At 68.2% G+C, this 12,158-nt stretch carries 10 protein-coding genes and 2 pseudogenes; 6 read left to right on the forward strand and 6 right to left on the reverse strand.

Features of this window, described 5'->3' with window-relative positions; all coding sequences use genetic code 11:
- Positions 1–2: 2 nt before the first annotated feature.
- The 6 genes from ACGFIZ_RS04420 (at position 3) to ACGFIZ_RS04445 (ending at position 6,498) form a co-directional block, all read left to right on the forward strand.
- Positions 3–1,205 carry an amidohydrolase family protein gene (locus tag ACGFIZ_RS04420; protein ID WP_393415730.1) on the forward strand — a complete coding sequence of 401 codons (1,203 nt, stop codon included), beginning with the start codon at positions 3–5 and terminating at the stop codon, positions 1,203–1,205.
- A complete protein-coding gene (locus ACGFIZ_RS04425) occupies positions 1,202–2,230 on the forward strand; it encodes a zinc-binding dehydrogenase (RefSeq protein ID WP_393415732.1) in 1,029 nt (342 codons plus the stop codon). Before ACGFIZ_RS04420 ends, ACGFIZ_RS04425 begins: the two co-directional genes overlap by 4 nt.
- Complete coding sequence (locus tag ACGFIZ_RS04430) at positions 2,227–3,255, forward strand: LLM class flavin-dependent oxidoreductase (RefSeq protein ID WP_393415734.1); 1,029 nt, start codon at positions 2,227–2,229, stop codon at positions 3,253–3,255. The genes ACGFIZ_RS04425 and ACGFIZ_RS04430 overlap by 4 nt, the downstream gene beginning before the upstream one ends.
- A gap of 83 nt (positions 3,256–3,338) precedes the next feature.
- Positions 3,339–3,584, forward strand: a complete 246-nt coding sequence (locus ACGFIZ_RS04435; RefSeq protein ID WP_393415735.1) for a hypothetical protein — start codon at positions 3,339–3,341, stop codon at positions 3,582–3,584.
- Between the two features lie 521 nt (positions 3,585–4,105).
- A complete protein-coding gene (locus ACGFIZ_RS04440) occupies positions 4,106–4,480 on the forward strand; it encodes an SCP2 sterol-binding domain-containing protein (protein WP_393415737.1) in 375 nt (124 codons plus the stop codon).
- Positions 4,477–6,498 carry a glycogen debranching N-terminal domain-containing protein gene (locus ACGFIZ_RS04445; RefSeq protein ID WP_393415739.1) on the forward strand — a complete coding sequence of 674 codons (2,022 nt, stop codon included), beginning with the start codon at positions 4,477–4,479 and terminating at the stop codon, positions 6,496–6,498. Before ACGFIZ_RS04440 ends, ACGFIZ_RS04445 begins: the two co-directional genes overlap by 4 nt.
- Positions 6,499–6,768: 270 nt before the next feature.
- Here ACGFIZ_RS04445 and ACGFIZ_RS04450 read toward each other — a convergent pair.
- The 6 genes and pseudogenes from ACGFIZ_RS04450 to ACGFIZ_RS04475 form a co-directional block, all read right to left on the reverse strand.
- Positions 6,769–7,068 (reverse strand): annotated as a pseudogene (locus ACGFIZ_RS04450) (transposase); the annotation flags it as partial.
- 96 nt (positions 7,069–7,164) lie between these two features.
- Positions 7,165–8,472 carry an MFS transporter gene (locus ACGFIZ_RS04455; protein WP_393415741.1) on the reverse strand — a complete coding sequence of 436 codons (1,308 nt, stop codon included), beginning with the start codon at positions 8,470–8,472 and terminating at the stop codon, positions 7,165–7,167.
- 330 nt (positions 8,473–8,802) lie between these two features.
- Positions 8,803–8,960: pseudogene (locus ACGFIZ_RS04460) on the reverse strand (transposase family protein); the annotation flags it as partial.
- 698 nt (positions 8,961–9,658) lie between these two features.
- A complete protein-coding gene (locus ACGFIZ_RS04465) occupies positions 9,659–10,120 on the reverse strand; it encodes a hypothetical protein (protein WP_393415743.1) in 462 nt (153 codons plus the stop codon).
- 205 nt (positions 10,121–10,325) lie between these two features.
- Complete coding sequence (locus ACGFIZ_RS04470; protein ID WP_393415745.1) at positions 10,326–11,105, reverse strand: carbohydrate ABC transporter permease; 780 nt, start codon at positions 11,103–11,105, stop codon at positions 10,326–10,328.
- Between the two features lie 61 nt (positions 11,106–11,166).
- Positions 11,167–12,108: a carbohydrate ABC transporter permease gene (locus ACGFIZ_RS04475; RefSeq protein ID WP_393415747.1), complete on the reverse strand. Its 942-nt coding sequence runs from the start codon at positions 12,106–12,108 to the stop codon at positions 11,167–11,169.
- Positions 12,109–12,158: the final 50 nt, after the last annotated feature.

A 12,158-nucleotide genomic window follows, 5' to 3' on the forward strand; every position in this document is an offset into this window, starting at 1 on the left:
TCGTGACCCTTACCGTCCTGCGCGGGGGCGTCCTGCTGGCGCCGCAGCCCGCCGGAACCGGCGACGTGGTCGTCGCCGGCCGGGACATCCTGGAGGTCGGGCCGCCCGGCCCCACCTCCGGCATGGCCGCCCAGGCGACCGTCGTCGACTGCGCCGGGTTGCTCGTCGCACCCGGCGTCGTCGACGGCCACCTGCACATCCTCGGCGGGGGCGGCGGCAGCGGATACCACACGCGCATCCCCGACCTGCCCGCTGACGTGATCGTCGAAGCCGGCACCACGAGCTGCGTCGGGATGCCCGGCGTGGATCCGATCACCAAGAACCCCGAGGCGTTGCTCGCCCGGGCGTACGCGCTACCGGCCACCGGGCCACGCGCCTGGGCGATGGCCGGCGGCTTCCACTGGCCGCCACCGACCGTCACCGGCTCGATCCTGCGCGACCTGCACCTGCTGCCCCACCTCGTCGGCGTCAAGATCGCCCTGTACGAACACAAGGCCACCGCCCCCGGGCCGACCGAACTGGCTCGACTGCTCCGCGAACTCGAATGGGTCGCCGGCGCCACCGGCAAGGCCGGCCTGCTGCACGTACACCTCGGCACCGCCGTCGGCGACCCCGACCTGCTAGCGCGGGCACTCGACGAATCCGGTGCCGACCCCGGCCGGGTGCAGGTCACTCACGCCAACTACACCCCTGACACCCTCGGCCTGGCCACCCGCCTCGGCGGGCTCGGTTGCCGGGTGGACGTCAATCCACTGATCAATCCGGACCGGATCACCGGCGCCATCGCCCCGGTGGACGCGATCGCTGCCCTGCTGGCCGGGGGCGTGCCCGCCGGTCGGCTCACCCTCAGCAGCGACGGCAATGCATCGGTGCCACGTACCCTGCCCGGCGGCGACGTCGAACCGTTCGCCTACCGGGTGGAGTTGCTGCCCACCGTGCGGGCGCTGGTCGCCGCTGGCGTCCTCGACCTGCCGGACGCGCTGGCCCTGGTCACCGCGAATCCGGCCGCCGCGCTGCGGCTGGACAGCGCCGGCCCTCATGGCATCGGCACCCTGCGCACCGGCGGCCCCGCCGACATCGTCGTTCTCGAGCCCGACCTGCGGGTCCGGCACGTCTACCGGGACGGCGAGCAGCTAGTCCGCGACGGCCGCGCCGTCGCCCCGAACCCGTTCCGCCCGCCGCAGCGACCGGACAGCACCCCGTGACCGCCGCCGACCCGGTGACCCGGCAGGTGTTGTTCACCCCCGCCGAGGCCGCAGCCGGCGGCCGGCCGGCCCCGCCGCAACCCGTGTGGCGGTCGGCATCACGGGCGGCGCCGGCTGCCGATCAGGTACTCATCCACGTGCATGCAGCCGGCCTCAACCGCGCCGATCTGCTGCAACGCGACCTCGACTACACGCCGCCGGCAGGCGAGTCCGCCGTACCCGGCCTGGAGTGTGCCGGCACCATCGCCGCGATCGGTCCAGATGTCGCCGGTTGGCAGGTCGGCGATCAGGTATGCGCACTGCTCGGCAGCGGTGGTTACGCCAGCCACGCTCTGGTGTCACACCACCAACTGCTGCCCGTCCCGACCGGCTGGACGATGGCCGAGGCGGCGGCGCTGCCGGAGGCGCTGGCGACCGCCTGGTGGAACCTGCGGATGATCGCCGGCGTACGCCCCGGCGACCGCGTGCTGGTCCACGCCGCGAACTCCGGCGTCGGCACCACCGCCGTCAAGGTCGCCCAGTCGCTGGGCGCCACCGTCGCCGGCACCGTCCGTGGCCCAGCCCTCGCCGACGCCGTGCACCGGCTCGGCGCCGACCCGGTGGTGGTCTCCACCGCCCTGAACGCCGCCGACGAACTGCGCCGGCTGGCACCCGACGGCTTCGACGTCGTACTCGACCTCGTCGGTGCCGCCGTCGCCGACATGACCATGGCCGGGCTGCGCACCGGCGGTCGGTGGCTCAGCGTCGGCGTACTCGGCGGTGACCAGGTGCCGCTGAGCCTACGCACGGTGATCCGGCGTCGCCTGGTACTCACCGGCGGCTCCCTGCGCAGCCTGCCACCGGCCGAGAAGGCCGCCATCATCGCCGACCTACGCCGAGCCACACCGTGGGCCGGACCGGTCGACCTGCGACCGGTCATCGCCGCCCGCTATCCCGCCGCCCACGTCGCCGCCGCTCTGGACCACCTTGAGCGCGGCGGCCTGATCGGCAAGATCGTGCTGACCGACCTCGAGGAGATCACGTGACGCCGTCCAGTTCCGCCAACCCCATCGGCCTGGCACTCGGCTACGACCCGACGGTCACGGTCCGCCGCATGGCCGACTCGGCCGCCGCCGCAGAACGAGCCGGCTTCGACACCGCGTTCTTTTCCGAGACGCTGTTCACCAACCGCGATTCGGTCTCTACACTGGCCGCGTTCGGCCTTGCCACCAGACGAGTCACACTCGGCGCCACCCAGGTCGTGCGGCTGCGCAGCCCACTGGTGATGGCCCAGTCCGCAGCCACCCTTGACGAACTCAGCGGCGGCCGGCTCGTGCTGGTGCTCGGCGCCTACACCGCCAAACACGCCGCCCGCAACGGCCGGCCGCTGACCGACCCCGTCACCACCCTGCGCGAGTATGTCGAATCGATCCGCGCCCTACTCACCGGCGAACCCGTCACCTACCACGGCGAGGTCGTACGGCTCGACGACGTCGCACTCAACTTCCAGCCGCTCCGGCCGGACATTCCGATCTGGATCGCCGCCGCCAGCCGCAAGGGTCTGGTCAACGCCGCCTCGATCGGCGACGGCGTGCTACTCGACGCCGGCACCTCCCCGGAGTACTCGGCGAACGCCGTCGCGCTGCTCCGCGCCAGCGCCGAACAGGCCGGCCGCGACCCGGACGGGCTCGCCGTCGCCCAACTCATCAACACCTCGATCGAGGACGATCGCGCCGCCGCCATCGAGGCGATCCGCTGGGAGGTGGCGACCAAGTTCAAGTACGCCTCCACCCCGAAGGCGAAGATGTCGGTCGGTGAGCCGACCATCGACCCGACGGACCTGCCCCGGTTCGCCGCCGCGTACGAGGCCGGCGGGGAGGCGGCCCTGCAAAAGGTGTTGCCGGAGCGGTACGTCACCTCGCTGACGGCGACCGGCACCGTCGGTGATGTACGGGCCCGCGTCGATGCCTACCGGGCGGCAGGCGTCACAATGCCCCTGGTTCGCCCCGCCGCCCCGCACCAGCTCGACCGCTTGCTCACCACGTTTGGTCAGGCCCACACCGCCGGCTGAGGGGCTGCGGGCGGTGTTGCACCCATTGACAAAGCTCGCCAACCTTTCCGTGCGCGCCCAGCAGAGCGGAGGTTGATCGGGTAGTGGTGATCTTCATTCGTAAGCTCGTCGTCGCCGGCGCCCGCATCGGGGAACGTCGTGGGTGCAACATCGCCACCGTCCCGGTGGCTCGCAAGCTGCTCACCCTCGTCTACGGTCTGGGTAAACCCGGGTTCCGCAGCCTGTGGTTGAACGATCATCAGAATCTGGGTGCGGAGCAGCAAAGATTTACGTGTGTCACCGGAGGGCCGTGTGTCTACATGCTCTCGCCGATGTCTGATCTTCGCTAGCGGGGGTCGAACGTGGTGACCCCGAGTGCGGGCGGCGCCTGTGGTTGGGTCGCGGGTGAGGACCTTGTCGCCCTTGTCGACCTGGCTGATGGGCTTTGAGGTGCCGTCGGCCAGGGCTGAGCCGACCGGGCGGGAAATCAGCGGTCCCCCTGCGCGGGAACGGCGTCCCAGCGTACGGCGGTGAACCGATACCGTCACACGTCTGGGCCGCAAGAAGGCTGACCGGAGCGGCAACCTGACCCTGATTCTTCCCTGATTCTCACGGGCCTGACGTCGGTCGATGACCTGGTGACCGGCATCGCTGCACCAATCATCTGGGTGGGCTCCCCGCTCTGTGTCAGCCCGGCCGAGGCGAAGGAATGCCGTCGGCCCTGCCCCGGCCGATATCACCCAATCCGGGTGATGCGCACCCACCCTGGTCGGGGCGATGCTGCCACAGTCCTGGATTCGACGTCTCGGATGCCGGCGAGCCGCCGGCGCCAAACGACCCTGGTCGGGGTGGGTCGAGAAGGGTGGAGCTGATGGCGGATCCCATCGCGGAGTTTTTCGCCGAGGTCGTACGCCGCAGGTACGACCGGCTCAAGCAGGTCACGGGCACGATCCGCTTCGACCTCGTACGAGATCATCACACCACCCACTGGCTCATGACGATCGAGAAGGGGGACGTCAGGGTGTCCCGGGAAAACCGCCGCGCTGACTGCACCGTCCGGCTCGACGAGGCGTTGTTCGCGCGCATCGTGCGCGGCGAGGCGAACGTCTACGCGGCCTGGCTGCGTAACGAGATAAAGCTCGTGGGCCGGCTGTACATGCTCGACCTCTTCCAGCGGGTCCTTCCCGGGCCACCTGAAGCCGGGGATCCCCGATCGGTCGCGCGACGCGGAGAGCTGCGGCGATGAGCGAGGACACGGTCAGGATCCTGAACGGCAACACCTTCGTGGTCAGCGACAGGTGCGGCGACATCATCGCGTCTCCGGAGTTTCCGACCGGTCTGTTCTCGTTCGACACCCGATTCCTGTCGAAGTGGGAGTTGAGCGTCAACGGCGAGCGCCTCCAGGCGCTGTCAGTCGACGATCTGCAGTATTTCGAGACACGTTTCTTCCTGGTCCCGGGCAAACCGACCCACTACGTCGACGCCAAGGTGTCGGTCATCCGCCAGCGCTCGGTCGGCGATAGCTTCGACGAGCAACTGACGGTGCTCAACCACAGCCGTGAGCCGGTGGACCTCGTCATCCGGCTAGAGATCGAGAGCGACTTCGCCGACCTGTTCGAGATCAAGGACGTGAGGAAGAAGAAGGGCAACGTGTACGTCCGGCCCGAGCACGGGCGCCTGCGGCTGGGCTACGAACGGGAGACCTTCCGGCGGGAGACGCTGGTCTCGTCGACCGCACCCGGCACGTTCGACGAGAACGGGGTGACCTTCGATGTCCGCATCCAACCGCACGGCAAGTGGGTGACCCGGCTGCACGTGGCGACGCTGGGAACGAGCGGGAGCGAGATCCGCCGTAGCATGCACGGCCAGCCCGGCACCACCAGACGGCAGCTGCGCCGGGAGTTGGAGCGTTGGCTGGCGCGGGCGCCCCACCTCACCTGCCAGCACGAGTCGCTGCAGCGGTCGTACCGGCGCAGCCTGGTCGACCTCGCCGCGCTTCAGCTCTCGCCGCTCATCCTCGGTTCGAGCAACGTACCCGCGGCCGGTCTGCCGTGGTTCATGACCATCTTCGGCCGCGACAGCATCCTCACCAGCCTGCAGACGCTGCCGTTCACGCCGGAACTCGCCGCCAACACGCTGACGCTGATGGCGAGCATGCAGGGCAACAAGCTGGATGACTTCCGGGACGAGGAACCAGGCAAGATCATGCACGAGTGGCGGTACGGGGAGTCGGCGGCGTTCGAGGAACAGCCGCACACCTCGTACTTCGGCACCGCCGACGCCACGCCGCTGTTCGTGATCCTGCTGGACGAGTACGAGCGCTGGAGCGGCGACAGCCACCTGGTCGGACTGTTGGAGCCGGAGGCCCGTGCCGCACTCGACTGGATCGACGAGTACGGCGACCTGCTCGGCGACGGCTACATCCGGTACCAGACCCGAAACGAGCGGACCGGCCTGGTGAACCAGTGCTGGAAGGACTCCTGGGACTCGATCTCCTACCACGACGGGCGCCTGCCGGACTTTCCCCGCGCGACCTGCGAACTCCAGGGGTACGCGTACGACGCGAAGGTCCGGGGCGCCCGGTTGGCCCGTGACTTCTGGGGCGACCCGGAATACGCGGACCGGCTGGAGCGGGAAGCCGCCGATCTCCGGGCGCGGTTCAACCGCGACTTCTGGGTCGAGGACAGGGAATTTTACGCCCTGGCCCTGGATCCCGACGGCAGGCCGGTCGACTCGCTGTCGTCGAACATGGGGCACCTCCTCTGGAGCGGAATCGTCGATCCGTCCAAGGCAGAGGCAGTCGCGCGGCATTTGCTCGGGCCCCAGCTCTTCTCCGGCTGGGGGGTGCGGACGCTGGCCGTGGATGAGGGGCGCTACAACCCCATCGGCTACCACGTGGGCACCGTCTGGCCGTTCGACAACTCGTTCATCGCCTGGGGGCTGTGGCGCTACGGCTACCGGGCCGAGGCGGGACGCATCGCCGCGGGCATGATCGACGCCGCGGAGTTCTTCCACGGCCGGCTGCCTGAGGCATTCGCCGGCTACGACCGGGAACTGACCCGGTATCCCGTCGAGTACCCGACCGCCTGCAGCCCACAGGCCTGGTCGACCGGGACTCCGCTGCTGCTACTGCGCGTCATCCTCGGCCTGGAGCCGGACGGGGACCGGCTGCTGGTCGAACCCGCAGTGCCCACCAGCATCGGCCGGATCGAGCTGCACAGCATTCCCGGACGGTGGGGCCACGCGAGCGCGACAGCGGGCTAGCTACCTCGACCTGAAGAACCCTGGTTGAGGGCAGTCATTCCGCGGCCGCCTGAACCCGGGTGGGGTTGGAAGCGGTCGCGGTGATCATCTGGCGGTAAGGGTGCTGATCTTCACCAAGTTGTGGGCCAGAATGCCCTGTCCGCACCAGGTGCGGGTGCGGTCGAGCCCGTCGGGCGGTGGATGGTTTCCCTTGCGTGGTATGGCGACGGTTCTCACGCCGAGATCGTGCAGGGCGTGGTCGACGACGGTCTCGCCGGTGTCCTCCAGGGCCTTCTCCAACCGTTGGATCTCCTCGCCGCGCATCGGCACCAGTACGCTGCGGCGCCGGGTGAGCTCGCGTAGTTCGCGGATCGCGGGTGCGGGTACGAACGATCCGAGGACGATGCCCGAAGCCCCGGCCCGAGCCAGGAACGCCGCGCCAGAAAGATCAGTTTTGCGTCCCCGGATTCCGCGCAAGTGCGCAGGATTGACCAGCATCAGGTTCAGGCTCGCCTCTTGCAGGGTGTAGTAGACACCCCTCCGATAGTCTGATGTCGCCTCCACGACCACGACCTCGACCCGTTCGACCACTCGTCGCGAACCGCGGCTGACTCCACGTGATCCAGCTACCCGCCTACGCCCCCGACCTCAACCCAACCGAAGGCGTCTGGTCACAGGTAGCGCCGGCTACCGCCCGCCGCCATGATCCACATCGGCAGGGCGCTCCGACTTCTGCCAGACCGGCAGTAGTGCGACGACCGTGATCACGCATCCAGCCATCATGTACACCGCGATCGCCCAGGGACTACCCGCCTTCGAGTACAAAGCCGCCGCGATGAACGGTGCCGGTCCCGCCAGCACCGTCCCAGCCAGGTGGTACGAGAGCGCGGCGCCGGTGTACCGCACGCGGGGGTCGAACAGTTCGGCGATGAAACTCGACAACGGGGCGTAGGTGACCGCGCTGCTGACCGCCACCATCAGCACGAGCGCCACGCCGACCAGGAACGGATTCCCGGTGTCGAAGAGCCAGAAGAACGGAAAGGCGACGACGGCCGTGAAGATCGCGCCGCCGATGACGACGCGCCTTCGGCCCAGCCGATCCGAGATCGCCGCCCCGAGCAGGTTCAGTGGCACGGCCACGAGCGCGGCGACGACGACTGCGGACAGTACCGCGTTCTGGGAGATGCCCACCGTCTTGGGGCCGTACGACAAGATGAACACCGTCGCGACGTAGAACGATATGTTCGCCGCGCCCAGGCTCGCGCTCCCGATGATCAGGCCCCTTTTCTGCGTACGGAGAAGCTGGATCAGCGGTACGGCGGAGCGCCGTCCCGACTCCCTGACGTCCCGAAAGGCCGGAGACTCCAGCACGTGCCGCCTGGCGTAGAGCCCGACGAAGAACAACACGATGCTGGCGAGAAACGGGATCCGCCATCCCCAGCTCAGGAATTGCTCCTTCGGAAGCAGACCGACAAGATAGAATGCCCCGTTGGACAGGGCCAGGGCCAGGTAAGCACCAGCCTGCGGCCAGGCGCCGTAGAAGCCCCGCTTCGACGGCGGCGCGTGTTCGACCACCATCAACACCGCGCCGCCCCATTCCCCACCCACCGCCACACCCTGCATCAACCGGGTCGCGAGCAGCAGCGCCGGCGCCCAGAGGCCGATGGCCGCGTACGTGGGGAGCAGCCCGATACCCAAGGTGCCGACACACATGATCAGCAGCGCCAGAATGAATGTCGGTTTTCGCCCGATCCGGTCTCCGAAATGCCCGAACAGCGCTGCGCCGAACGGCCTGGCGACGAACGCGGCCCCGAAGGTCGCGAAGGAGGCCAACGCACCGGCGGTCGGGCTGAGGGCAGGGAAGAACAACTCATCGAATACCGTGGCGGCGGCCACCCCGAAGAGGATGAAGTCGTACCACTCGATCGTGGTGCCGATGAAGCTGGTCAGGGCGACACGCGCCAGATGGGAGTCCCCCTGCCCTTGCTCAGCCACCGATCGACCCCTTTCGGATCGCCAGCGCGGATCTACCCGCGCCCCGTACGCGAAACACCGATCACGATCTATTAGCTACACGGTTCGTGTTAATGATCTATTGGTGATTAATGGTCGCACACCGGCCGCCCCACAGCGGCATGTTTGACGCGCTACGTTCGATGTCAGTGAAGCGCGCACTCGGCCTTGCGGTGCGGGGCGTCCGAAGGAACTACGGGGCGCTTGCCGGCCTTGGCCGCCTTGGTCGCGTCGGCTTCCCGGGCGGGCCTTGGCACGCGTCAGCTCCTCGGGGATCGCGGCGAGTTGGTCTTCGCGTCGGGCGGCGGCCTGAAGGACGAGGATGGCCTGCACGATCGGGGTGGCCCGGCGGGGGCAGCAGCGTAGCTTGGTAAGGATTTTCCAGGTCTTGAGGGTGGAGACGACACGTTCGCCGAGGCTCGGATCTTGGCGTGGTGTCGGTTGACGGACTTCTGCCGGCGGGACAGGCGGGCGTTAACGGCACGGCCGCCACCCGCGCTGTCAGACCGACGCGCTGCGCGGAGCAAGCTGGAGCACAAGGCGGCTTTACGGCCGGTGCGCTGCGCGCACAGCCCCCGCCGCGCGCGGAAACGGCGTCGCCGCTGCCAGCCGGCGGGACTACCGTGGCCCCACTGCTCGGCAGGTCACGGGGGCGATCGAGATGACGAGGGAACCTGGCTGGCGGTCCGGCGCGGCACGGCCGGGCGCGGCGTGGCGACGTCGCCGGCGACGCGACGAGGTGCCCCGCCGGCATCGGATCACGGTGCGGCTGTCCGACGACGAGCACCGCCAGGTCCTCGCCAGGCTGGCCGACGTCGTGTGTCCGGCGCCCGCCGCCCCGTCCCTGCGGGCCGGGCCGACGAGGGCGGGGGCCCGAGGTCGGATGTCGTCGGCCGGGATGGGGGGGCAGGTCGGCGGGGATCACCGACGGGGCCAGGTGCGGCTCGGCGGTGAGGTAGTAGGCGCCGTGATCTAGCGCCGCCCAGACCGCGTGAGCGCGCCCGACGTCGCCCTTGACCATGCCGACGACGGCGCCGAGGGGCAGCACCGTGACGCTGGGTATGGTGGCCAGCACGCCGATCCGGCCCGTGCGGGAGCGTCAGCGACCCGGGTTACGCGTCCAGCAGCGCTACCGTCGGCAGCCCGGTGTACGCCTCCTCGGGCGAACTCAGAACCTGGGGCGCGTCACCGCGGACGGGTTTGACGGCCGAGTACGGCGGATCGACGGGTCGTCAGCCTCTTCGCGGCGCCGGTCTGGGGAGCTGTTGGCCGTTGCGGTTTCCGGGTAGACGATGGTCGGGGTTCCGCCGTGGTTGACGAGGACGCCGGACCAACAGCCGTCGGCGTCAGGGCCGTCGCTGGGTGTGAGCGCGATTGGTTGGTCCTGCCAATGGACGAGGTCGGTGCTGGTGGCGTGCCCCCAGTGGATGTCGGCGTGGACGGCGGCGTCGGGGTTGTATTGGTAGAACAGGTGGTAGGTGCCGTTCCAGTGGGTCAGACCGTTGGGGTCATTGAGCCACCCACCGGGGGACACGAAGTGGAACCTCGGCCGGTGGCGGTCGTTCCAAGCGCGTTCTGCGAGATCGCGCGCTCCGCTGTGCTCGGTGGACGTCGGCCCGTCGTGCGTCATGAAACTAACCCGTCTGCTTGTCGTTGCGGTTGGCCGGCTGGCGCGAAGGGGGCGTGTCACGGGTGGGATATCGGCCGCAGCGACAGCCCGGAAACAGCGACCGGGGAGCCGTCGGCTTACAGCCCGCGGCGGCCGGCCGTGTCTGGATGTATTCGGGCAGGACAAGCATGAAGATTTCTTCTGGGGGAGTCGGCGTCGGGCGGTGCTAGCCCTTGATGCCGGTAAGGGCCACGCCGCGCACGAGGTATCGGGCGCCGAAGATGAACAGGATGAGGGGCGGAAGGATCGAAATCACCACCCCGGCGAGGACGACGGACAGGTTCGACGTTCTGGCGAATCCGTTGAGAACGGTCAGTCCGAGTGGCACGGTCATCTTATCGATGCTGTTGATGAAGATGAGCGGGCGGAAGAAGTCGTTCCAGGTCGCGAGCCCGTTCAGCAGTGCGACGACGGCGAGTGCCGGGCGGGACATCGGCAGGATGACGTTCCAGAAGATGCGGAGGTGCCCGGCACCGTCCAGCCGTGCCGCCTCTTCGTAGCTGCCCGGTATGGTGAGCATGTACTGACGAAGTATGAAGATACCCATCGGGAAGACCAGCGCTGGCAGCACGAGCGCCGTGCGGGTGTCGATCAGATTGGCTTCCCGGAACAGAAGGAACAGCGGGATGACGGTTATTTGAACCGGGATCATAAGGCCCGACAGGAGGAGCATGAACAGGGCCGTGCGCCCGGGGAACCTCATGCGCGCGAAGGGATAGGCGGCGGCTGCCGAGATGACGCATTGTAGCACCGTCGCCACTGCGGTCACTGCGAGGCTGTTGAGGATGAACGCATAGAAGGGTACGTCGCGGAACACCGCGGTGTAATTCGCCGTGTGGAACGAGGTGGGCAACACCGCGGGCGGTAGGTCGAAGGAGTCCTTGGGCAGCCGTAGTGAGGTGGCCAGCATCCAGCTGAACGGAAGTAGCATGAGCGCGCTGGCCACGAGGAGAATGCCGTGGTTGATGGTGCCGCTTGGGCGGGGAACGAGACGGTGCTTCCGGGGACTAATCATTGTCGTATCGCACCCATCGCTTGCTCACCAGGAACTGCACGAGTGTGAGGGCCAGGATGCACACGAAAAGCACTGCGGCGATCGTGGACGCGTATCCGTACCGACCCGATTCGAAGTTCTGGTAGATGTACATGCTCACGCTGGTCGACGACGTGCCGGGACCTCCGCCGGTGAGGACGAAAGGCTCGTCGAACAGTTGCAGGTAGTTGATGAACGACAGCACGATGACGAGGAACGTCGTCGGTGTCAGCAGGGGCAGGATTATGTAGCGGAAGCGCTGCCAGGAATTGGCGCCGTCGACGTTGGCGGCCTCGAGGTAGCTGTGTGGGATGTTCTGCAGGCCGACGAGGAAGAACAGGTAGGGCGTGCCCACGAACTTCCAGACGCTGAACACTATGATCGCCGGTATGCTCCACGTCGATGAGAAGAGCCATGGGATGTGTGGGGCTCCGAGTTTGGCGAGGTAGTAGTTGACGACCCCGTTGTCGGTGTCGAGCATGAACCCCCACGCCACGGCCACGGATACCGTCGTGACGATCGTAGGGAAGTAGATGACTGCTCGGTAGAACGACGCGGCGCGCGCGGATACGCGGAAGGTCGCGTAGGCAAGAACCAGTCCGAGGACGCAATGCGCCGCGACGAGGGGAAGCAGCATCTTGAGCGTGTTGCCAAACGCCGTCGGGACCATTGGGTCGTCGAGGAGCCGACGGATGTTGTCGAGTCCCACGAAGCGGGGCGGGCCGACGATGCGGTAGTCGAGGAAAACAAGGGTGAACGCCCCGAGCATCGGCAGGCCGACGAAGATCAGGAACAGTCCGAGGGCGGGTGCCAGAAAGCTGTAGGCGGCCAAAGGCGAGCTGTCCCTGGATCGCCGGATGCGTGCCTTGGCGGCCCGTGTCGTCGGGTGCTGGATCAGGTAGTTGTGGGATACCACCGAAGTGCCTTTCGCTGTGCACTGGCGGTGGCCGGCGCTGAGCGCAGGCC

It is taken from the genome of Micromonospora sp. NPDC048830, assembly GCF_043198215.1.
Classification (GTDB): Bacteria; Actinomycetota; Actinomycetes; order Mycobacteriales; family Micromonosporaceae; genus Micromonospora.

Coding starts and splice junctions, on each gene's coding strand:
- ACGFIZ_RS04440 (WP_393415737.1), top strand. CDS start 4,106: ATGGCGGATCCCATCGCGGAGTTTTTCGCCGAGGTCGTACGCCGCAGG.
- ACGFIZ_RS04465 (WP_393415743.1), bottom strand. CDS start 10,120: ATGACGCACGACGGGCCGACGTCCACCGAGCACAGCGGAGCGCGCGAT.
- ACGFIZ_RS04445 (WP_393415739.1), top strand. CDS start 4,477: ATGAGCGAGGACACGGTCAGGATCCTGAACGGCAACACCTTCGTGGTC.